Raw genomic sequence first — 22,293 nt, forward strand, 5'->3', positions numbered from 1 at the left:
AGCGCCCTGCCGAAAAGGCTGCGAACGCTTTTTTTGGCTGTCCGAAAACCGAAGTTTTCGGACAGATTCCTTAATTTAATATGCGACCGATGATTATACTTTTTTCGTAATGTAGCCGCTTCTGAGGCAGCGCGTGCAAAGTTTTAAAGTTGTGGTTGTACCGTCGATTTCGGTTTTAACTTCCACAATATTCGGTCTCCACGTGCGGCGCACATGGTTGTATGATTTACTCACTTTGTTTCCGCTCATAGAGCCTTTGCCGCAAATATCGCATCTTCTGGACATAAAAAACCACCTGTTTTCCAAACTCTTCAAATTATAAACTGTGAGTGTTAATTATAACGAAAGAAAAAAATAAAGTCAATGCAAGACTTTTAATTTTTGCGCCGCTGTGCTACACTTCGGCTTATGAACAATTTATCGACTTCTTTAGAAGCGCTGCTTTCTTCAATCAGCGGCATTAAAATCGAATTGACGTCCGAGAAACTGCTCGGCGTTTTGCAGTTTATAGGCACGCTCGCACTGATCTACATTTTTTTTAAAATTCTTAAAGCGCTTTCAAAAAAATTTCTTTTTAAAAAGATGTCGATGCAAACGCAGCACATAATTAAAAAGGCGATCGATTACAGTGCATTCGTTACCATCGTTTTAACCGTTTTTCATCGGCTCGGCATAGACGTAAGCGGTTTGCTCGGTGCGGCCGGAATCGCCGGTATCGCCATAGGTTTTGCGGCGCAAACATCGGTATCGAACGTTATTTCGGGTTTGTTCGTCATAACGGAACGCGCTTTTAAAATCGGCGACACTATCGAGATTGAGGACATTATCGGTACCGTGCAGTCGATCAATTTGCTTTCGGTCGCCTTAAAAACCTTCGACAGCCAATATGTACGCGTTCCGAACGAAACGATAATCAAAGCAAACCTCATCAATTATTCACACTTCCCGTTTCGCAGAATAAAAACGGAACTGTCGGTTTCCTACGACACCGATTTGCGGCGAGCCGAAACGATACTCATCGACACCGCAAAAAAGAATCGCTTTGTCGTCGCCGACCCTGCACCTTCAATTTTATGGACGGCTTTTGATTCTTCGGGTATTTCCTGTGCGCTGTTTGCATGGACTTCCGTTCAGGATTACGGCAGCGCGCGCAATTCACTCTTTATCGATATAGACGAGCGATTGAAAAAAGAAGGCATAGAAATTCCGTTCAATCAACTGGTCGTACAGATGGAAGACGATATTAAATAAAATCTCCGGGGCGGCATTCGAGCGCTTGGGCTATTTTTTTAGCGCTCCGCACGCCGATATTCCTTTTACCGGTTTCCATAAGCGCTATATTCGCAGAAGCTATACCGCATTTTTCGGCAAGCGCCGCCTGCGTTAGCCCCGCGTTTTCGCGGCGTATTTTAAGTATTTTCGCAGGGGTAAGGCGCGCTTTCATTTCCGTGTAATAATCCCAATCATCGATATCCTGCGGAATGTCATCATCGATAATTTGTACGCCGGGAATAGTGCGCTTAATAATTTTTATAAAAGCTTCGATTCCTTTGCCGTCAATTTTAACATCAATAGGGGGCGTTTTCGCGACTACCTGCATAATAGATCTCCACTATAAAGGTTCCTTTTTCCCATATCCAACAAGCCACCCAGTTATATTTTAAATGGCAATGATATTTATTTTTGCCGAGAGCGGAAAAGTTTCGCCAATTTTTCAAAATTGCGCCGTTTTGTTTTATATCTTCAACTAACAGCGTAAAAACATCCTGTATTTCCACAGGCATTTTTCTTATCATCTTTTTTGTTTTGGCTGTAAGTACAACACTGTACTTCTTCTCCATAACACAGATACTATCATATATGATAGTATCCGTCAAGGGCATCCTTTGTAATCTTCAAATTCAGACCGGCCGATTAATCGTAATTTTTGATATGCTTCTGTCCAATCTTTAAAATATTCGCAGGGAAGGATACGTTGCAAATACTTTATGCTGCGTCGACGGTCCCGCCATCCGGCGGATAACCGGACGGATGACGGAATCAATCGGCGCTTAAAACAAAAGGGACTTTATCAGCGGCGTTTGCCGAAGAGGCGGAGCAGGGACAAAAAGATGTTGATAAAATCGAGATAGAGCTGCAAGGCGCCGATAACGGCTACTTTTTTGAAACTGTCGCTTCCGTCGGAATACACGGAAATCGTCATCAGTTTTTGCGTGTCGTACGCGGTAAGGCCGGTGAACACGACGACGGCGATAATCGAAATAAGCCAGTCAAGTCCGCTTGAACGCAAAAACACGTTGACAAGAGAAGCGATGATAATGCCGACAAGCGCCATAAAAAGATAGCGGCCGGCCGAACGCAAATCGCTTTTGGTTTTCATGCCGTATAAGCTCATGCCGCCGAACATTAAAGCGCTTACAAAAAACACTTGTGCGATGGAAGACGAAGCGTAAACCAAAAATATCGACGCAAGCGTTAAACCGTTTACAAGCGAATATGCGATAAATGTTCCGACTGCGGCACCGAAACTCATGCTGCGGATTCTCAGCGACAGCACGCCGACAAGAATAAGTTCCACGACAACCAAGGCAAGCGGTATAATCGGGTTGCCGTATATGACGCGCACGAGCGAAGTATTCGCCGTTACAAATGCCGCAATGCCGCTTACGGCGAGGGCAAGCATCATCCATCCGTACACGCCGTTCATGAATTTGCGGCGCACGCTTTCGTTCGCTTGTTTTAAGCTGATTGTTTGAACGTTTTGTTCCATAAACTTTCCTTCCTTCCGAAATAAGATTTTATCGCGTTACACTATTTTCGCCCGATTCATTCGGCTCCGCTTTCTTTGCAGCCAACTCTTCTTCGGTTTTGCCGAATATGCCGTTCAAATCCCCGGAAGCAAGCAGCACTTCTTGGGAATCGTCCAGCAAAATATAGGTTTGCATGGCCGTGCCGGCAGCCTTTCCGATGCGGATTGTCCGTATGACGGAACCGTTTTCGGACGCGCTTACGGTCAGCGCCGTTTGATCGTCGAGACCGAAGCGCTGCGCGTCGGTTCCGGCGGAAACTTTTCCCAAAATCTTTACCGTCTGCACGGCGTCGCTTATGCGGCCTGCGGCATAAGAATCGGCTTCGCCGCCGCCGTCCAAACGCCATGTGTCCGCGTCTTTACGCAAAGTATACCCCGTACCGTTTTTATAAGCAACCTGTATTGTGTCGGCTTTACGCTTTAACACATCGTCGCGGACCTTATTTTTACCCTGATAGATAAGCTGCAGCGCGTATACCGCGGCCAAAACGCCGATCGCCGACAGCAAAATTATTTTACGTGTTTTCATTTTGTTTCATCCTTTGCGCTTGCCTCATAGCGTTCTTTTATCTTTCGCCGTCGGCGGTTTCTGAGCAGCCGGCCTGTAAAGCCTGCCGCAACGACCAAAAGCGGCAGTACATACTGATTTACGATTTTTGCAAAAGCCGCCGAAGACGCGGTCGCATTGTTCAGCACGCTGAGCGAAAGCCCCTTCGTCCTCATAAAACACAAATCTTCGTTGCCCGTCAAATAGTCGATCGCATTGCGGACGAACATAGCCACGGGCTGAGAACCGGCCGTATCGATTATCAAAGCGCCGCTCGTTATTTTGGACGTTCCGGCGGCAAAGATGCGCGTTTTTTGCACGCTCTTTGCAATGTACGCATCGGCGCTCAAAGTCCCGTTCCGGTTCGCCTGTTCCGCATGTGAACCGCCCGAAACGGAAGAATCGAATGCGCTTCGGAACGAACCTTCGGCCAAAACGGCAAGATTGTGTTCGCTCATCTTATCCTGAGCGGGCGGAAAAATATACGAAGGCGACAATACGCTTATGTCGGTTTGTATCCAGCTTTTTGCGCTCGTTTTTGCAAGCACTTTCGCGTCGATTTCTTTATCGTTTTGAACGCCGTCCGTAAACGAAAGGGCGCCGCTTTGCAAAAACAATACGTACGAAAGATTGGCGGTTATCGGCTGTTTTTTTGCCAACCCGCTTTGATGTATAAGCGGCGCGTAATAAAAGTTCACCTTTCCGCTTCCGGCTTGATTCGACGTATAGCATTGGGTATCCATAACGTAGCCTTCGGCCGTTTCGATTCCGTAGGCGTTTAAAAGCTTTTCCAAACCCGTTTCGTTTTTAACGTAAGAAGGCGGCATACCGTAATACATCGCCATTTCGTTTTGCTCTTCTTTGTACGGATCGATAAAAACGGCAAGCCGTCCGCCTTTCATAACGAACTGATCGATTTTATACAGTTCTTCGTCGGTAAAGCGTTCCGTCGGGCCGTTTATAATCAGCGTAGATATGTTCGAAGGAATCGCTTCTTCGGCGGTACGGATCTCTTTAAACACGTACATATCCGAAGCGCTTGAAGCGAAATTTGCGGCTCCCGATTGCGAATCCTGCAAGCTCAGTTCGCCGTGTCCCGCCGTATAGCCGATTGTTTCGGAGCGCGAAACGAGGGAACTTAAATTGTCCGAAAGGTTTTGCTCCAAGTCATCCAAGCCGCCGATAATATAGGTTCCGAACAGCGACTGCATTTCCAAGGGAATAATGCGGAACGAATCGCCGTAGCTAAGCACAAGGCCGATAAGCGCGCTGCCGGTCGAACCGTCTTTATTGTTTGTCCAACGCAAAAGCGGCAAGCCGTACTGCGTACCGATTTTTTCAACTTCGTCTTTAGCGGGATGCACCGTGCGATATTCCATGCGGTTCATGTTCTTTTCGTTGACCGCTTTAAAAGCCGCGCCGACCGAATCTTCAATCGACGAAAAACCCTGAATGTTAAAATCGGCCAATTCGGAACTCAAGTACAGCGTCAATTCGGCCTTGCCTTTAAGACCGGCAAGGGCGCTCACCGCGTTTATCATGTGCGCCATCTTCATCGTAAGCTTGTATTCCAGCCCGTCCGAAGAGGTTATGCCGTCCAGGGTTTCTATGCGGTCGGCGTAGGTCAACGCAATACCCATCCATACGTTTTTAAAACCGACTTCATTGTCTTTTACTTCCTGAATTTGAACTTGATTGAGCCGGTAGTCGCGCGCCATAGCTTGATTTTCCGGATCGTCCATATTGAAGCTTTCCCACGAAAAGTTTTTGTTTGCAGCGCCCGCATATTCGCTCAATAAATCGCGTATGTACTGCGCCGTACTGTTGTACGGGGAAGGAAGGTTCGACGAAAAAAAGACCTTTACCGAAAGCGGCTGCTCAAGCGTACGCACCAGCTGCCTGCTTGCCTGCGACAGCGAATACGATTTGGGCGACGTAAAATCCAAACGGAAAAAAGAGCGCGCGCTCACCAAATTCAGCAATACCAACGCAATAATAAACAGCAAAAAATCGCTTTGCTTTCCTTTAAGCCATTGTATAAACGCTTTCATTATGCGGCCCTCCGGGAATCGATTGTTTTAACGGTCAGCGTTAAAAAGACGGCCGTCAGCGACACAAAATAAACGAGGTCGCGGCTGTCGACAATGCCGCGCGACACGGACGTAAAGTGGCTTCCCGCCGACAGATAGCCCAAAAAGTTTGCAAGACGTGCCGGCAAAAAAAGCAAAAATTGATCGATTAACGCAAGCAGTATGCACAGCGCCCAACCGATAAAAAAGGCGACTATTTGATTTTTGGTCGACGCCGAAGCGAAAAGTCCGACGGAACAAAAGGCGGCCGCCAAAAAAACGGCGCCCAGATAACCGCAAACGACAGGGGCCGCGTCAAGCGAACCGAAAAGAGAAGCCGTAAGCGCATAGACGAGCGTCGGTGCAATCATAACGGAGGTAAAAGCGAGCGATGCCCAAAACTTTCCCATAACGACATCGACGGAAGAAACGGGAAGCGTCATGAGCGTTTCCAAACTGCCGCTTTTACGCTCTTCAGCGAAAAGACGCATCGTTACCGCCGGAATAAAAAAGGCGAACAAAACGGGCAGCGTCGAAAAAAAACGGCGCAGTTCGGCGCGGTTTTCCAAAAAGAATACGTTAAAAAACAAAAAGCCCGAAATCAGCAAAAACAGGCCGATAACGATATAACCGACGGCTCCGGTAAAATAGGCGCCCAGTTCGCGTTTTACAATAACCGCTTTCGTATTCATGCTTCGCCTCCTGTAGTCAATGTGCGGAATACGTCCTCAAGGCTGTTGCGCTCCAGCGAAAGCTCGTACAGCTGCCAGCCCTTTTCGGCCGCCAAGTTCGCAACGGCGGGGCGAAGTTCTTCGCCGCTTTTAACCGAAAGGCGCGCACCGCACACGGAAGCGCCGCTCGAAAATCCCATATCCGCATAGGGTACGTCGAAGGCGGAAACTTTTTCGGCGCCGGGCAGTTTTTCAAGCGCGCCCACCAAAGCCTTTTGCGATGCGCCGCCGACGACAACGCAAATGTCCGCGCCTGCCGTATAGCGGCTGCGCAGCTCCGTTGTGGGACTGTCGGCAACGATTTTGCCGTGCGAAATAATAATCACGCGGTCGCACAGCATTTCAACTTCGCCTAAAATATGGGTTGAAATAATGACGGTTCTCGTTTTTCCCAATTCTTTTATGAGGCGGCGCACTTCTCCGATTTGGTTCGGGTCCAAACCGCTTGTCGGTTCGTCGAGAATCAGTATTTCAGGATCGTTCATAAGCGCATGCGCCAAGCCTACCCTTTGGCGGAAACCGCGCGAAAGCTCACCGATGTTTTTATGCATTACTTCGGAAAGTCCGCATGCTTCACACAAAAACGGCACCCGTTCCTTTGCCGGAACGTTTTGCATCGCCGCGATGTAATTCAAATAATCTTCGACAATCATATCCTCGTAAAGCGGTGCGGATTCGGGCATATAGCCGATTTTCCGCTTTGCGCCGATTTCGTCCGTGCGGATATCGCGCCCGTCGATCGCAACGGTTCCCGCGTCGGCATCGAGAAAGCCGGTAATCATACGCATCGTAGTCGTTTTTCCCGCACCGTTCGGCCCCAAAAGCCCGACGATTTCACCGGTACGGATTGAAAAGCCGATGTCGTCTACCGCTTTAAAAGAACCGAATGAACGGGATACATGCGCCAGTTCAATCATGAAATCCTCCAAAAAAAGGAAAGGCAGAAACCGCTTGCAGTGTTGACCGGCGGCTTCCCGCTTTTACATTTTCATTTTACGTTTGTATATCTAAATAATCGTATTCTATAAAAGTAACAATTCTTTGCGTTTTCGTAAAGAGCCGCATTGTCCGTTGCGTATTTCTTTTTCCCTGCGCTTGCCTTTTCGGCGAAAAATGTAGATATTCTATATATAGAGCTTTATTCCTCACAGGAGTTTTTCAATATGGCAGATCAAACCATTGTGCCGGCGGACCAAACGCTTTCGAACAAACTGCGCATCATTCCGCTTTCGGGGCGCCCGATTTTTCCCGGTATTTTTACGCCGCTTATGATCAATTCGGCCGAAGATACGAAGGTTATCGAAAGCGCCTACGCCGAAGACGGACTTATCGGAATCGTCATGCTTAAAAACGATGCCGAAAATCCTTCCGTTTCGGATTTGCACCGCGTAGGAACGGCGGCACGCATTATAAAAAAAATCAACTTGCCCGATGGCGGCGTAAACGTTTTTATTTCGACCATCAAGCGCTTCCGCATTCGAAAGGCGATCAATCAAAAAAATCCCATGGCCGTTATTGCCGAATATCTCGATGATTACGAAGACGATACGTTTGAAGTAAAGGCGCTGACCCGCGCATTGATAAGCGAAATGAAGGAAATCTCCGAAAACAATCCGCTTTTTTCCGAAGAAATGCGCCTTAATATGGTGAACATCGATCATCCGGGAAAGATAGCGGATTTTATCGCTTCCATTTTGAATATCGAAAAAGACGATCAGCAAAAAGTGCTCGAAATGCAAAACGTGCGCGAGCGTATGGAAGCCGTTTTGGTTTTTATAAAAAAAGAGCAGGAACTGCTGCGCATTCAAAAAAAGATTCAAAGCGAATTGAACGAACGCATCGAAAAAAATCAGCGTGAATATTTTTTGCGCGAAGAATTAAAATCGATAAAAGACGAGCTGGGAATGGCCGGCGATGCGAAAAGTTCCGAGTACCAAAAATTTCAGGAAAAAATCGAAAAGTTTAATTTTACGGGTGAAATCGCCGAAGCGGTAAACGGCGAGCTGGAAAAGTTTTCGCTTATGGATCCCAACTCGAGCGAATATATCGTAACGCGCAATTACTTGGATACGATTGTCAATTTGCCGTGGGACGAACCCGTGCCCGAAAACTACAGTATGACTAAGGCGCGCGCGGTTTTGGATGAGGATCACTACGGGCTTGAAGACGTTAAAAAACGCATTATAGAATATTTGGCCGTGCGTAAATTAAAAAACGACAGCAAGGGCTCCATCCTGCTTTTGGTAGGCCCGCCCGGTGTCGGAAAAACCAGCGTCTGCCGTTCCATTGCGCGCGCGATGAACAAGCCGTTTTTCCGCTTTTCGGTCGGCGGTATGCGCGACGAAGCCGAAATAAAAGGGCACCGGCGCACGTATGTCGGAGCCATGCCCGGAAAAATCATTCAGGGTTTGAAAATCGTTAAAACGAAGGCGCCCGTGTTCGTTATCGACGAAGTGGATAAAATGGGGTCGAGTTATCAGGGCGATCCGTCGAGCGCGCTTTTGGAAGTGCTCGACCCGGAACAAAACGTTGCCTTCCGCGATCATTATTTGGATATTCCCTTCGATATTTCGGACATTTTGTTTATGCTTACGGCAAACTCTTTGGACGGAATTCCCGAACCCTTGCGCGACCGCGCCGAAATTATCCATCTTTCAGGCTACATCGATCAGGAAAAGGTCGAAATCGCAAAGGACTTTTTGGTTCCCAAAAGTCTTGCGAAAAACGGTTTATCCAAAAATCAAGTGCATTATTCAAAAAGCGATTTGCTTTTTATCGCAAACTCCTACGCGCGCGAAGCCGGAGTACGTAATTTTGAAAAAAATCTGGATAAAATTCACCGCAAATATGTGTCGGAACTGCTTTCCGAACCGGCGATTTCTTCGCTCATGGACGAAGTGTACGCTTTGAAAGACGCTTCGCAAAAAGATTTGGAAAAGCGGCTCGAAGAACAGCGTCGGGCTGCCGAAAAAACAAAGGAAGAAACGAAGGACGTTCCCGATACGGGGCGCAAGGTTAAAAAGCAAAAAGAACTTAAGCGTCTTATCGGCGACGAAGAAAAAGAAGCGCAAAAGGAATTGAATAAGCTGCTGGCAAAACCGCTTACACCGGACAAAACGCTTATAGAAAAATATTTGGGCAAGCCGGTTTTTACCGACGAGGACAACCGCAAAAAGGCCGACCGTCCCGGAACGGCAATCGGGCTTGCGTGGACGAGTATGGGCGGCGACACGCTGCTTTTGGAAGCGCTGAGCATTCCCGGAAAAGAAGGCTTCAATTTAACCGGACAAATGGGCGACGTTATGAAAGAATCGGCCGCCATCGCGATGAGCTGGGTACGTGCGTATGCCGAAAAGCACAACATAAAAGACGTCGAATACTTTAAAAAGAACACGATCCACATGCATATTCCCGAAGGCGCGACGCCCAAAGACGGACCTTCGGCCGGCATTACGATGGTCGTCGTGCTTTTGTCGCTTTTAAAAGGAAAAACGATACGTAAAAACCTTGCGATGACCGGCGAGCTTTCGCTGACGGGGCAAGTGCTTCCGATCGGCGGCTTAAAGGAAAAAACGGTTGCGGCGCGCCGGAACGGCATAAAGCACGTTATTATCCCCAAGCAAAACGTACGCGATTTGGACGATATTCCCGAACACGTAAAAAAAGGCATTGCCTTTCATCCGGTAACGCATATTGAAGAAGTACTCGATTTAAGTTTTAATTGAAGGTTGAAAAGGTCTGTCTTAAAAGTTTGTAAACTCAATTATACTTTTATTGACCTTTTCCCTTTATCTATCCGCTTATTTTCTCCGCTTAGTTTTTTCGTATCCTTGCAAAACCCGTTGTTCTTGGGTATAATCGTTTTTCAGCGAGGGTGAACATGACGGATGTTTTCGAGCAGGCTTTTTTCCGGCGGCTTGCCGCTTTGGCCGAGTCCCGCAGCGTTATCGATCAGGATTTGTATCAAAAATACGACGTAAAGCGCGGACTGCGCTATGCGGACGGGCGCGGCGTGCTTGTCGGCCTTACCCGTGTCGGCGATGTTGTCGGTTACGAAATGATTGACGGGAAAAAGACCGCCATTCCCGGAAAGTTGATTTACCGCGGTTACGATATTAAAGATTTGGTCGAAGACGCCGAACGCTGCGACGAGTTCGCTTTTGAACAAACCGTATACCTTTTGCTGTTCGGCGAATTGCCCGAGCGCAAGGAACTGGACGAATTCCGTTTGCTTTTGGGAACAAACCGTTCTTTGCCCGATACCTTTGCCGAAGACATGATTATGAAAGCCCCGTCGGGCGATATTATGAATAAGCTTGCGCGCTGCGTGCTTGCTTCTTATTCCTACGATGAAAATGCGGAAGACAGAAGCGCATCGAACAATTTGCGTCAGTGCATCGAATTGATTGCGCGCTTTTCCACCTTTGCCGCCTATGCGTATCAGGCAAAACGCCATTACTACGACGGAAAAAGCATGTACATCCACAATCCGCGGCCCGAATTATCGACGTGCGAAAATCTTTTACGCCTTATCCGGCCGTCAAAAGAATACACAAAACTCGAAGCCGAGCTTTTGGATTTGTCGCTGATTCTTCACGCCGAACACGGAGGCGGAAACAACTCGTCTTTGAGCATTCACGTCGTTTCGTCCGCCGATACCGACACCTATTCGGCCGTCGCCTCCGCGGTCGGTTCGCTGAAAGGAAGGCGTCACGGCGGCGCAAACTGCAAAGTTATGGAAATGATGGACGAAATAAAAAAGCGCATTAAAGACTGGTCGTCCGAAAAAGAAGTCGCCGCATACTTGCACAAAATTATTCAAAAAAAGGCGGGAGACGGCAGCGGCCTTGTCTACGGTATGGGGCATGCCGTCTACACCGTTTCCGATCCGCGCGCGGTTTTGTTGAGCAAAAAAGCCGAAGAGCTTGCGCGCGAAAAGGGCTGCATGGACGAATACGGCTTGTACCGGCTCATCGAAAAGCTTGCTCCGAAAATTTTGGAAGAAGAAAAAGGCGGCGATAAGCAAATCTGCGCGAATGTGGACTTTTATTCGGGCTTTGTGTATTCCATGCTGAATATTCCCCGCGAACTGTTTACGCCCATCTTTGCCGTCAGCCGTATTGCCGGATGGTCGGCGCACCGCATAGAAGAAGTCGTGTCCGGCGGCCGCATATACCGCCCGGCGTATCAAAACGTTATGAGCGAGCGCAGCTACATACCTATGGCGCGCCGCAATTGACGGACTTCGGATTGACCGATTACGGATCGGCAGCTTACGGTTTGACGGACTGAAGGGATCTATGTCTACGCTGCGTCTTGATAAACTGCTTGCGCGCCACGGCTTCGGCACGCGAAGCGGCGTAAAAAAACTGCTGCGCGCTTTAAAAGTGCAGGTAAACGGCAGCGTTTGTACGCGTCCCGATACCGCCGTCGATCCTGAAAAAGACATCGTAAGCGTCGAAGGTCAAAAAATAAGCGTTAAAACCCACATCTATCTTATGATAAACAAACCGCAGGGTACCCTATGCTCTTCGCGCGACGGCGCCTATCGGTCGGTTTTTTCGCTTTTACCGAAAGAACTGAATCGCCGGTTTTTAGGCGGCGAGCTGCACATTGCCGGCCGGCTTGACGCGGATACCGAAGGTTTGGTGTTTTGCACCACCGACGGCGACGTAACGCACCGTATTATTTCGCCCAAGCGCCGCATTCCCAAAACCTACTTTGTTTTGCTGCGCGACGAGGCCGCCGACAGGGAAGACTATGTACGTTCTTTTGAACGGGGAATCGACGTGCCGCCTGAAGGAAGCGAGCCAGCCTTTAGGGCTCAAAGCGCCCGCCTTGTATGGCTCGGCGAAAAAGATGCGTCCTGTACGCTTACGATTTTTGAAGGAAAATACCATCAGGTAAAAAGAATGTTTGCCGCCCTCGGGAATAAGGTCGTTTTTTTGAAACGCCTTTCAATCGGCAGCTTACAGTTGGATCCGGCGCTCGAAGAAGGAAGTTGGCGCGAACTGACCGAAGAAGAACGCAATACCTTATTTAAAGAATTGGGAAAGGCGTAAGCAAAAAAACCCCTCCGCGAAAAACTTTCACGGAGGGGCAAAAGGAGAGGAGGATGCAGAAAACCCTGTTCGAAGGCTGTTGGCGTTCCTCCGAACGGTACTTACTGCTTATTGCTGTTTGTTAGCTCATGCAATACACAAAATAAACGCCCCTATAAGAAAAAGGTTACACGGTTTATAAAAATAATTACATTATTTTTATAAACGGCGTTCTACGGCGTTCAATAGTGTTCGCGCCGTACCCGCTCGTCATAGCTTTTGCGTTCACGCTGCGTTCCCTGTTCGGAAGGAACTCCGACGGGGAGTATCGTGCGCACGGTCAGTTTCGCCGGCACGCCTAAAATCTCGGCGAGCCGGGCTGAATTCGTTCCGCTTTGCGTATAACCGTCAAGCCATAACGATGCGTATCCGAGCGCGGTTGCCGCCAAAAGAATGTTTTCCACGGCAGCGCCGTAATCTTCAATTTCGAAAGACCTTCCCGGAATTACTTCGACTTTTTCGGTCAAAACCGCGATAATGACGGGCGCTGTATGCACGCAGGGTTTGTCGATAACCGCCGCAATCTTTTCGATCGTGTGCTTATCGGTTATGACAATAAACGATGTGGTCTGCCCGTTGCATCCTGAAGGTGCGCGTATGCCCGCGTCCAAAATCCTGCGGATATCTTTTTCGGGAACGTTTTTATCGGCATACGTTCCGCGAAAACTGAACCGTTTTTCCGCGGCTTCAAAAAAATCCATATGCTCCTCCTAAAAAACTTTTGCAGACAGCTTGAGCTGTCGAAAAAGTTTTTTGAAAAAAAAGCACCGATTACGCTTAACAAGCGGAATAATCGGTGCCGGCTTTAAACTTGGAAACGTCCGCTTCAGCGCGCGTCTTTGGGATTAAACGTTGCGGAAAGAATGCCTTCCGAGCCGGGAGCCGCCTGGTACTTGTCGAACCACACGGTGATTTTGCTTCCCGACACCGTTATGTTTTTAAAATTGTCGGCAACGGGTTTGGTTCCTTCCGTGATGAATTCGGACAAAGAAGCGTCCTTTTTTTTGTTGATTTTATTTTCCAGAATTTCGCGCGTCGTGCGGGAAAGCAGGTTGAGCCATTGTTCCTGCGTATATTTTAACCCGAAATACGCCGGTAAATCGGCCGGGAACAACTGTTTGTTTTCGGCGGGGAGCCAGTTGACGACGTCAATATAATTTATGCCGTTCGCTCCGCCCGTATACTGGTACGTTTCGATTTTTATGCTGATGAGCGAATCCGAAAGTTCGGCAGCTTCCCACGTCATCGAAAAAGAGTGGGGCATTTTCGAGCCCATCCGATGGCTTTCGGTAGAATCGAGGTCGAATTCGGCAAAGCGTTCATTTTTGATTTTTTGTATAAGCGCATTCAAGGCCGGATGTGCGGGAAAACTCGGAACTTCGATCGAAGAATAAAAGCGCTCGGTCTTTTTTTCTTCCGGAACGACTTTTACATTGAGAACCTTGCTGCCCTGTGTCGTAACGCAGGAAAAGAACAGCGCCGACAAACATACGGCGGCGCATGCTGAAAATAATTTATTCATTGTAAACTCCTAAGATGATGGTACCTATATAATACCGATTTTTTGCAAATTAGGCAATGCGCTTTATCTTCAGTTTTCGCTTGCCCAATGCCGTATAAACGGTTATAATATAATGGAAATTATATGGAAATTAGAGGAAAAAAAATGACGGAACGCTGTTTTGTAATGTTAAAGCCGGGCGCAATGAACCGGCGTATTGTCGGCGAAATCATAAACCGAATTGAACGTAAGGGCCTTAATTTAACGGCTGTAAAACTTATGAAAATAACGCCGGAATTGGCCCAGCAGCACTACGCGGAGCACATTAAAAAGTCTTTTTTTAAGGATCTCGTTACCTATGTTACATCGGCTCCCGTTCTTGCAATGGTGTGGGAAGGCGACAACTGCGTTGCTCTTATGCGGAAACTTGTCGGCGCGACAAATCCCGCCGAAGCGCTGCCGGGCACCATCAGGGGCGATTACTGTATCCACACGGATTTAAACATCATTCATGCTTCCGACAGCCCGAAAAGCGGCGAGCGCGAAACCTCCCTGTTTTTTAAACCGGAAGAAATAATCCCGTGGCAGGACGAACACGCGCATAAGTGGATATAAGCATGGCTGCAAAGACAATCGGCGTTATCGGAGCCGGCGCTTGGGGAACCGCCCTCGCCCACATTCTGGCAGCAGGCGGCCATGAGGTTGAATTATGGGCGCTCGAAGAAGATGTCGTAAACGGCATAAATACCGTTCATAAAAACGAGCGGTATTTAAAGGACTTTGAACTGTCGCGCAAACTCAAAGCGACGTCCGATATAAAGCAAGCCGCATCCGACAAAGATTTTTTGATTTTAGCTTCCCCTTCCCTTTATTTGGCGCGCACGGTTACGCAGATTGTCGATCTTCCTTCAATAGTCAACGGCTCGACGTGCATCGGCGTTTTGACAAAAGGTTTTATTCCGACCGACGGCGGCGCAAAGTTGATTCTCGAAGTATTGGAAACGGTTTTGCCCTTTGCCTACCACAAAAATCTCGTGTACATATCCGGGCCGAGCCATGCCGAAGAAGTTGCTGCCGGTAAATTGACCGGTCTTATCGCGGCGAGCGAAAACCCCAAGAATTCCATTCGGTTCAGAGAATTGCTTAAAGTTCCCGGTCTTATGGTTTTTTCAAGTTTGGATGTTGTCGGCGTGCAGATTTGCGCAGCGGCAAAAAATATTATCGCCGTCGTATTCGGCTGCCTTGACGCGATTGCCGAACAATCGAGTCTGTTCGGCGACAACACCGAATCGCTTCTTCTTGCCGCGGGCTTAAACGAAATACAAACGCTCGGCTTTGCCATGGGCGCAACCCACGCCGAAACCTTTACGTCGATCGCCGGGGTCGGCGACTTGGAAGTAACCTGCCGCTCGCACTACGGCCGCAACCGCCGCTTCGGGCGAGACATTATACTTAAAAATATTTTGGAACCATTCGCCGATTTGGAAAACCTTATCGCGCGCATAAACGAAATCGGCTACCTTCCCGAAGGCGCCGTCGCGTGCAAATACGTGCAGGAAATAAGCCGGCGCTTAAATATCCGCCTGCCCATATGTAACGGTTTGTATCGCATATTGAATAAAGAAATAAAACCCCTTGACTTCCTTATAGAATTACTGAGGTAACCGATGCTCGAAAAATTAACCGATACCTTCGGCGGCATTATCCGCAGCATAAGCGGAAAATCCGTCATCACCGAAAAAAATATCGAAGAAACCGTTGAATCGATAAAGATGGCCCTGCTCGAAGCCGACGTCAATTTGCGCGTCGTACGCCGCTTTGTAAACAGTACGATTGAAGAAGCAAAGGGCGAAAAGGTACTGCGGGCGGTGGATCCCGGCCAACAATTTATAAAAATCGTTCACGATAAAATTACCGCCCTGCTCGGAGATGCCAAAACCGATTTGCACTTAAAAGGCCCCGACACGCAATCGGTGATCCTGTTTTTGGGACTTCAAGGTTCCGGTAAAACGACTTCGGCCGTAAAGCTTGCCGCCCGCTTAAAAAAAGAAGGCCGCAATCCGCTTTTAGCCGCCTGCGACCTTGTGCGGCCGGCCGCCGTCCAGCAGTTGTGCATCACCGCCGAAAAGGCTTCCGTCCCCGTTTACAAAGAGGACATTCCGCTTCCGGGCACGGCAAAAGATTCCGTGCGCATCGCAAAAAATGCAAAAACCTTTGCGGCGAAAAACGGCTTTGATACCGTCATCATCGATACCGCGGGACGCATGCAGATTGACGATGCGATGATGGACGAAATCGCCGACATTAAAAAAGCCGCCGCTCCGGATGAAGTGCTGCTCGTTGCCGATTCGATGACCGGACAAAACGCCGTCGATATCGCAAAAATCTTCGACGAAAAGCTCAATTTAACCGGCGTTATTTTAACCAAATTCGATTCGGATGCGCGCGGCGGCGCGGCCCTGTCGCTCAAAAGCGTAACCGGCAAACCCATTTTATTTATCGGCACGGGCGAAAAAATCGAAGACTTTGAAGTTTTTCATCCCGAGCGGATTGCCGGGCGCATACTCGGCATGGGCGACGTCGTTTCTTTGGTCGAAAAGGCTCAAGAAACGATCGACTTGCAAACCGCCGAGCGCATGCAAAAAAAGCTCGCCTCAAACGAGTTTACGCTCGAAGATATGCTCGAACAGCTTCAGCAAGTAAAAAAAATGGGGCCCATCGAATCGCTTTTGGACATGATGCCCGGCCTTGCAGGACAAATCCGCGAGCAGGATATCGATACCGGCGGCCTTAAAATACAGGAAGCCATAATCCGCTCGATGACGAAAAAAGAGCGCGCAAACCATTTGATTATCGGGCCGTCGCGGCGCAAACGCATTGCACGCGGTTCGGGCACCTCGGTCGCCGAAGTAAACCGGCTCATAAAGCAGTTTGAAAAAACGCGGCTCATGATGAAAAAGATGACTAAAAACAAGGGCATGCAGGCGAAAATGATGCAGCACTTTTCCGGCGGAAATTTCTAACGGCAAAAAAACTTTACTTTATTCAATAAACATGTTATTATAAAAGCGGTGCATTTATGCACAAGTAATTATGGTACAAGAGCTTTTGGCGTATAATTTAAAAAAACATCGAAAAGATGCGGGCCTCACGCAAAACACGCTTGCCGAATTATGCGGCGTATCGTCCAGTTTTATAGCTCATGTGGAAACGATGAGCTGCAACGTGTCGATAGGTTTTATCGAAAAAGTGTGCCGCGTTTTAAACATAGAGCCGGCAGGTTTATTCGCGAATAAACCTGCCGGCGAAAAAGCAAAAGATCTTCCTTTAAGCTGAACGGATCGGTGCGCCGATTTTATCGCGTCAATTTTATGCCGACCGATCTTGCAAGTTCGGGATTCGACGGCTTGTAATCCTTTCCGTAATAGCACTTTAAGTACAGTTCCCGAATTTCGCTTACGAGCGGATAGCGCGGGTTCGCGGTCGTACACTGATCGTCGAACGCTTTTTCCGACATGTCGTCCACATGTTCAAGAAAATCCTTTTCCGGAATTCCCGTTGCGCGGAAATCCGCGGGAATCTCGCATATGCGTTTTATTTCCTCGATTTTTTCGATGAGCTTTTCCATCTTTTCTTCGTCGGTTTTTCCGCCGAATTTTAAATGGTCGGCAACACGCGCATAGCGCTCAAGCGCAACCGGATACTTGTATTGCGGAAAGATCGCCTGTTTGCGCGGCGCTTCGGTCGCATTGTACCGTATAACTTCGTTGATAAGCAGCGCGTTCGCCAAACCGTGCGCCGTATGATGCTGCGCGCCTATTTTGTGCGCCATGGAATGGCACACGCCGAGGAACGCGTTTGCAAAGGCCATGCCGGCAAGAGTTGCCGCATAGTGCACCTTTTCGCGCGCCTTCGGGTTTTTCGCACCCTCGGTGTAGGCCGCCGGCAAATACTTAAAGAGCAGGCGCAGCGATTCAAGCGCAAGGCCGTTCGTAAAATCGGTTGCAAGCACGGACACAAAGGCTTCCAAGTTATGAACAATTGCGTCGATCCCCGAATACGCGGTAAGCGCTTTCGGTAAGCCCATAACAAAGTCCGGATCTATAATCGCCATATCGGGCGTCAGTTCGTAATCGGCAATGGGGTACTTTATGCCGGTTTTGTCGTCGGTAACGATCGCAAAGGGCGTTACTTCCGATCCGGTGCCGCTTGTCGTAGGTATGGCAACCAGCACGGCCTTGGTTCCCAATTTGGGAAATTTAAACACGCGCTTTCTGATATCCATAAAACGCAGTGCCAATTCGCCGAATTTTACCATCGGCTGCTCGTAGAGCATGCGCATGATTTTTGCGGCATCCATCGGGCTTCCGCCGCCGAAAGCTATGATGATGTCGGGCTTAAACGAGTTTATCAAGTCTACGCCCTTATAAATCGTACTCAAATCGGGGTCGGGCTTAACGTCGGAAAAAATCTCGTGCTCGATGTGCATCGCATCCAGCGTTCTCGTCAGCTGATTTACCATACCGCACTCATGCAGATATTTATCGGTAACGATAAAGGCGCGCTTTTTGTCGCTTAAATCGCGCAGCCCTTCGCTTACCGCATTTTGCTTAAAATAGATTTTGCGCGGTACTTGGAACCACAGCATGTTTTCACGGCGTTCGGCAACGGTTTTAATATTCATAAGATGTTTTACCCCCACGTTTTCACTGATGGCATTTCCGCCCCAGCTTCCGCAGCCGAGGGTTAAAGACGGTTCGAGGCGGAAGTTGTAAATATCGCCGATGGCGCCCTGCGACGCGGGCATATTTACCAGCACGCGCCCGGTCGTCATCTTGCTTCCGTATATATCAATTCTGTCTTGATTTTGCGGGTCGGTATACAAAACGGCCGTATGCCCCATACCTTCCAAAGCGATTTGCTTTTGCGCTTTGTCGCACGCGTCTTCAAAATCTTTTGCCTTAAACATGCCCAAAACCGGCGACAGTTTTTCGTGAGCAAAGGGCTCGTCACGTTCAATCTTTGCCCCCTCGCCTATAAGCACCTTTGTGTCGGCCGGAACCTTTACCCCCGCTATTTCGGCAATCGTATGCGCGCTTTGTCCCACAATGGCGGGATTCACCTTTCCGTCTTTTATAATCACATTGCCGACCTTCGTTTTTTCAGCGGAATTCAAAATGTACGCGCCGCGCTTTAAGAATTCTTCTTTAACGTTTTTATATACCGAATCCACGACGATGACCGATTGTTCGCTCGCGCAAATCATGCCATTGTCGAAGGTTTTACTCAGCAAAATGGAACTGACCGCCGTTTTTATGTGCGCGCTTTCGTCGATAACGGCCGGCGTATTGCCCGAGCCGACGCCGATCGCGGGAGTTCCCGAAGAATAAGCGGCATGAACCATGCCCGGCCCGCCCGTTGCCAAAATCAAAGAAATTTTCGGGTGACGCATGAGGGCGGCCGAAAGCTCAACCGTCGGCTCGTCTATCCAGCCGATAATATCCTCCGGAGCGCCGATGGAAACCGCAATATCGCGTATGATTTTTGCGGCGGCAATCGTGCTCTTTTTGGCGCGCGGGTGCGGAGAAAAGATAATTCCGTTGCGCGTTTTAAGCGTAATCAAACTTTTAAAAATAGCGGTTGACGTGGGATTCGTCGTCGGAACGATACCGGCAATAACGCCCAACGGCTCGGCGATTTTCAAAACGCCCGCTTCGGGGTCGTGCTCGATAACGCCGCATGTACGCTCGTGCAGATATTTATTGAAAATATATTCGGCGGCAAAGTGGTTTTTTATCACCTTGTCTTCAAAAATTCCCATGCCGCTTTCTTCGGCCGCCATCTTCGCCAATGCGATACGGTTTTCGTTTGCAGCCTGCGCCGCATGTCTGAAAATCAAATCAACCTGATCTTGGCTGAATTCCGCAAATTTCTTTTGAGCCGCCACAACGCGCTCAATAAGTGCGGACAAATCTTCCGTCGTCTTTACGATCATCTGAGCCTCCTGATCCGATATATAGCTATTTATATATCGATATATATTTATATATTCTTATGAAAAAGATGTCAAGAGAAAAAGGATTTTTTTATAAATTTTTATAGAAAAGCAAAAAAACCGCGGCATAATTCCGCCCGCATCGACAAAAGGGAAAAGATCAGCGGCGGTGAGCAAGCACCATCCGCGTTAATTTTTCTCCGGCTTCCTTAGCCTTTCTCAATCCTTCCGTTTCTTCTTCAAGGGTTTTATGCGGAATAATCAGTTCCAGTATTAACGGAAGTTTATAGGGAGAAGCGGCGATCAATTCGCACACACGTTCCCAATCGGTAACTCCCGTAAAGGGAAGCATGTGCCTGTCCGACTGCTGGATTGAGCCGTCCCGATCGGTCGAAAGCGACATATCGACGGACTTATTGTCATGCAAATGAACGGCAACCAATCTGCTGTAATATCTTTCAAGGAATTCATGTTTACAGTCCGTGCATGCCAAAATCGAATGCCCGGAATCAAAGCATATTCCCATGTATTCGGGAGAATAGCGGTCGAACAACCGGTCAAATTGTTCAAACTGATATTCCTTCGGAGTACACATAATGTTTTCAATCGCAATCCGTACTCTTTTTGCCCTGCAATAGGATTCCATTTCATCGAAGGATTTAAAAGCCTGCTTCCAATACAGTTCTTTAAAGGCGCCGTCCGCTTCAAAATCTTCATAGGGAAGCACCATGTGCAAAACGATTTCTTCCGCGCCGATCGCGTGCGCCAAATCGACTCGGTTTAAAACCAGCTCTATGCCCGACAAGCGGTTGTATTCATAGGGAGAAGTGATGTCTTTTCTTGAATCGCGTAATCGGTGCCGATTTAAAAAACGGTGCTGACCGTCGATAATCCTAAAACGCGTATTTCCTTCGGATGCGTGGACGCCCTTGGCTTTCAGATGATATTTTTCAAGCAGCTCTTTAATTTGTATAATTTCCCATTTCGAGTACAAATATTCAAAATCCCAATCATGGCACCAGTGAACGTGCGAAAAGCCGGCGTCCGCCAGTTTCTTCAGTTGACAGTCCATCGATTCGGGCGATAATTCGTAGATCCCGAAATCGCTTGCCAATGCGAGTTCCATACCGCCTCCTTTTTGCTTCAAGCAAACTCGACAGGTGGATTATTATCCGTCTTGTTCACAATTGTCAATCGCCTATTGACACAATCGGCCTTTTAGTGTAGAGTATTTTTACTTTCCCCTGTAGCTCAGCCGGTAGAGCAACAGACTGTTAATCTGTGGGTCCGCAGTTCAAGCCTGCGCGGGGGAGCTATAAAACTTTTTATAAATCGAAAAGGCTGTCTTAACATCGTTCCAATGCGACCCTGAGACGGCTTTTTTTATGCCCGCGTTCTTTTTTGGTTCTATGGTGTTTTTTGAGTTTGTTTCGTAAAAATTCCGGTAAAAATTTGCTTGACAAAGTCCGAAATTCGGGTTAACGTTAACCTATGGGAACAACATTGTCTTCGGTAGCGCAAAAAACGGGATTTTCGGTGAATACCGTATCGCGTGTATTGCGGGGAGATAAAAACATCAGCACCAAAACGACTCAAATTATAAAAAAAGCCGCAGAAGAGCTGGAATATATTCCGAACTATATTGCAGGCAGTATGCGCCGCAAAGAAACAAAAACAATCGGCGTTATTTCGGCGGATTCCTCAAATCCCTTTTTTGCCGAAATAATTTTAGGCATAGAAGAAACCGCAAAAAAGCACGGTTACCACATTTTGCTGATGAATACGGAAGAGAGCCCCGAAAACGAGTGCACCGCCCTTAAAATCCTGCAAGCCCGTCAAGTTGACGGCTTAATCAGTATGCCCGTATACAACGACGAGCAGGTTACCGCCTTGTACGAAAAATTCCCGCATCCCTACCTTTTCGCCGGCAGAAAGGTACTCGGTTTGGAGGAGCATTCGATTATATTCGATGATGAGCGTACGACATATGTTTTAACGGAGCGATTTATAAAAAAGGGACACCGACACATACTGTATATAACCGGACCCGCGCAAGTCAGCAATACCTTTGACCGCCTGTACGGTTACGTATGCGCGTGTATAAAGCATAAAATTCCGGTTAAGCGCTCCTATATAATAAAAAGCGGCGGTCATATTAAGGACGGCTACAAGGCTGTTTGCAAAGCCGTAAAAAAAGGCACCTCTTTTACGGCGGTTATATGTTTTAACGATCTCGTCGCCGCCGGCGTTTTGCGCGCTTTAAACGAGCAAAAGATACGGGTTCCCGAAGACGTTGAAGTTGCCGGCTGCGATAATCTGCAAATCGCGCAATTTTTAACTCCGGCGCTGAGCACGCTTGAAGTTCCGAAAAACCGCTTGGGCGAAAAGGCGGTTTTGGAATTGATAGCACACATGCAAAATAAAGACCGGCCGTATAAAACAATATATTTAAAAACCCGTATGATGTTCAGGGAGTCGACCCTGAATGAATAGGATGCCTGTTGTAAAAGTATCGCTTTTACAATTAAAAACCGCATTGC

Annotated in this window: 21 protein-coding genes and 1 tRNA gene; 10 read left to right on the top strand and 12 right to left on the bottom strand. The window is 48.1% G+C overall.

Features of this window, described 5'->3' with window-relative positions; genetic code table 11:
- Positions 1-93: 93 nt before the first annotated feature.
- Positions 94-285 (bottom strand): 50S ribosomal protein L28, encoded by a 192-nt coding sequence (rpmB, locus tag HMPREF9194_RS08280; RefSeq protein ID WP_016525919.1) that lies wholly within the window; start codon positions 283-285, stop codon positions 94-96.
- Positions 286-408: 123 nt separating this feature from the next.
- On the opposite strand from rpmB, the gene HMPREF9194_RS08285 reads away from it, so the two are divergent.
- The gene (locus tag HMPREF9194_RS08285; protein ID WP_016525920.1) at positions 409-1,251 is read left to right on the top strand and encodes a mechanosensitive ion channel family protein; all 843 of its coding nucleotides are present in this window, start codon (positions 409-411) and stop codon (positions 1,249-1,251) included.
- Here the strand turns inward: HMPREF9194_RS08285 and HMPREF9194_RS08290 are convergent.
- From HMPREF9194_RS08290 to HMPREF9194_RS08320, 7 genes are all read right to left on the bottom strand, one after another.
- Positions 1,244-1,600, bottom strand: a complete 357-nt coding sequence (locus HMPREF9194_RS08290; protein WP_016525921.1) for a helix-turn-helix domain-containing protein — start codon at positions 1,598-1,600, stop codon at positions 1,244-1,246. The genes HMPREF9194_RS08285 and HMPREF9194_RS08290 overlap by 8 nt on opposite strands.
- Positions 1,569-1,841: a hypothetical protein gene (locus HMPREF9194_RS08295; RefSeq protein ID WP_040846837.1), complete on the bottom strand. Its 273-nt coding sequence runs from the start codon at positions 1,839-1,841 to the stop codon at positions 1,569-1,571. The genes HMPREF9194_RS08290 and HMPREF9194_RS08295 overlap by 32 nt, the downstream gene beginning before the upstream one ends.
- Positions 1,842-2,071: 230 nt before the next feature.
- Entirely contained in the window at positions 2,072-2,770 is a 699-nt protein-coding gene (locus HMPREF9194_RS08300; RefSeq protein WP_016525923.1) for a Bax inhibitor-1/YccA family protein, read from the bottom strand.
- Between the two features lie 28 nt (positions 2,771-2,798).
- Positions 2,799-3,338, bottom strand: a complete 540-nt coding sequence (locus HMPREF9194_RS08305) for a DUF4340 domain-containing protein (RefSeq protein WP_016525924.1) — start codon at positions 3,336-3,338, stop codon at positions 2,799-2,801.
- Entirely contained in the window at positions 3,335-5,407 is a 2,073-nt protein-coding gene (locus HMPREF9194_RS08310; protein ID WP_016525925.1) for a GldG family protein, read from the bottom strand. The genes HMPREF9194_RS08305 and HMPREF9194_RS08310 overlap by 4 nt, the downstream gene beginning before the upstream one ends.
- On the bottom strand, positions 5,407-6,117 hold the full coding sequence (locus tag HMPREF9194_RS08315; protein ID WP_016525926.1) for an ABC transporter permease subunit: 711 nt from the start codon (positions 6,115-6,117) through the stop codon (positions 5,407-5,409). The genes HMPREF9194_RS08310 and HMPREF9194_RS08315 overlap by 1 nt, the downstream gene beginning before the upstream one ends.
- Entirely contained in the window at positions 6,114-7,073 is a 960-nt protein-coding gene (locus HMPREF9194_RS08320) for an ATP-binding cassette domain-containing protein (protein WP_016525927.1), read from the bottom strand. The genes HMPREF9194_RS08315 and HMPREF9194_RS08320 overlap by 4 nt, the downstream gene beginning before the upstream one ends.
- A 246-nt stretch (positions 7,074-7,319) precedes the next feature.
- On the opposite strand from HMPREF9194_RS08320, the gene lon reads away from it, so the two are divergent.
- The 3 genes from lon to HMPREF9194_RS08335 all read left to right on the top strand — a co-directional run bounded on the left by lon (position 7,320) and on the right by HMPREF9194_RS08335 (position 12,218).
- On the top strand, positions 7,320-9,881 hold the full coding sequence (gene lon / locus HMPREF9194_RS08325; RefSeq protein WP_016525928.1) for an endopeptidase La: 2,562 nt from the start codon (positions 7,320-7,322) through the stop codon (positions 9,879-9,881).
- A 155-nt stretch (positions 9,882-10,036) separates the two neighbouring features.
- On the top strand, positions 10,037-11,395 hold the full coding sequence (locus tag HMPREF9194_RS08330; protein ID WP_016525929.1) for a citrate/2-methylcitrate synthase: 1,359 nt from the start codon (positions 10,037-10,039) through the stop codon (positions 11,393-11,395).
- A gap of 61 nt (positions 11,396-11,456) precedes the next feature.
- A complete protein-coding gene (locus HMPREF9194_RS08335) occupies positions 11,457-12,218 on the top strand; it encodes a pseudouridine synthase (RefSeq protein ID WP_016525930.1) in 762 nt (253 codons plus the stop codon).
- Positions 12,219-12,439: 221 nt separating this feature from the next.
- Here the strand turns inward: HMPREF9194_RS08335 and HMPREF9194_RS08340 are convergent, their stop codons facing one another.
- Both HMPREF9194_RS08340 and HMPREF9194_RS08345 read right to left on the bottom strand, forming a co-directional pair.
- On the bottom strand, positions 12,440-12,958 hold the full coding sequence (locus tag HMPREF9194_RS08340; RefSeq protein ID WP_016525931.1) for a nitroreductase family protein: 519 nt from the start codon (positions 12,956-12,958) through the stop codon (positions 12,440-12,442).
- A gap of 125 nt (positions 12,959-13,083) precedes the next feature.
- On the bottom strand, positions 13,084-13,779 hold the full coding sequence (locus HMPREF9194_RS08345) for a DUF3298 and DUF4163 domain-containing protein (protein ID WP_016525932.1): 696 nt from the start codon (positions 13,777-13,779) through the stop codon (positions 13,084-13,086).
- A 144-nt stretch (positions 13,780-13,923) separates the two neighbouring features.
- Between HMPREF9194_RS08345 and ndk the strand changes: the two genes are divergently transcribed.
- The 4 genes from ndk to HMPREF9194_RS08365 all read left to right on the top strand — a co-directional run bounded on the left by ndk (position 13,924) and on the right by HMPREF9194_RS08365 (position 17,094).
- Positions 13,924-14,373, top strand: coding sequence for a nucleoside-diphosphate kinase (ndk, locus tag HMPREF9194_RS08350; protein WP_016525933.1), 450 nt, complete (start codon positions 13,924-13,926; stop codon positions 14,371-14,373).
- A 2-nt stretch (positions 14,374-14,375) separates the two neighbouring features.
- Positions 14,376-15,422 (top strand): NAD(P)H-dependent glycerol-3-phosphate dehydrogenase, encoded by a 1,047-nt coding sequence (locus HMPREF9194_RS08355; protein WP_016525934.1) that lies wholly within the window; start codon positions 14,376-14,378, stop codon positions 15,420-15,422.
- Positions 15,423-15,425: 3 nt separating this feature from the next.
- Positions 15,426-16,781: a signal recognition particle protein gene (gene ffh / locus HMPREF9194_RS08360; RefSeq protein ID WP_016525935.1), complete on the top strand. Its 1,356-nt coding sequence runs from the start codon at positions 15,426-15,428 to the stop codon at positions 16,779-16,781.
- 70 nt (positions 16,782-16,851) lie between these two features.
- Positions 16,852-17,094 carry a helix-turn-helix domain-containing protein gene (locus tag HMPREF9194_RS08365; protein ID WP_016525936.1) on the top strand — a complete coding sequence of 81 codons (243 nt, stop codon included), beginning with the start codon at positions 16,852-16,854 and terminating at the stop codon, positions 17,092-17,094.
- Positions 17,095-17,113: 19 nt separating this feature from the next.
- Here HMPREF9194_RS08365 and adhE read toward each other — a convergent pair whose 3' ends face one another.
- Complete coding sequence (adhE, locus tag HMPREF9194_RS08370) at positions 17,114-19,753, bottom strand: bifunctional acetaldehyde-CoA/alcohol dehydrogenase (RefSeq protein WP_016525937.1); 2,640 nt, start codon at positions 19,751-19,753, stop codon at positions 17,114-17,116.
- Positions 19,754-19,913: 160 nt separating this feature from the next.
- Positions 19,914-20,879, bottom strand: coding sequence for a sugar phosphate isomerase/epimerase family protein (locus HMPREF9194_RS08375; protein WP_016525938.1), 966 nt, complete (start codon positions 20,877-20,879; stop codon positions 19,914-19,916).
- A gap of 114 nt (positions 20,880-20,993) precedes the next feature.
- Between HMPREF9194_RS08375 and HMPREF9194_RS08380 the strand changes: the two genes are divergently transcribed.
- Both HMPREF9194_RS08380 and HMPREF9194_RS08385 read left to right on the top strand, forming a co-directional pair.
- Positions 20,994-21,066 (top strand) — tRNA-Asn (locus HMPREF9194_RS08380).
- 178 nt (positions 21,067-21,244) lie between these two features.
- On the top strand, positions 21,245-22,246 hold the full coding sequence (locus HMPREF9194_RS08385; RefSeq protein ID WP_016525939.1) for a LacI family DNA-binding transcriptional regulator: 1,002 nt from the start codon (positions 21,245-21,247) through the stop codon (positions 22,244-22,246).
- Positions 22,247-22,293 lie beyond the last annotated feature (47 nt).

Source organism: Treponema maltophilum ATCC 51939 (assembly GCF_000413055.1).
GTDB classification, from domain to species: domain Bacteria; phylum Spirochaetota; class Spirochaetia; order Treponematales; family Treponemataceae; genus Treponema_C; species Treponema_C maltophilum.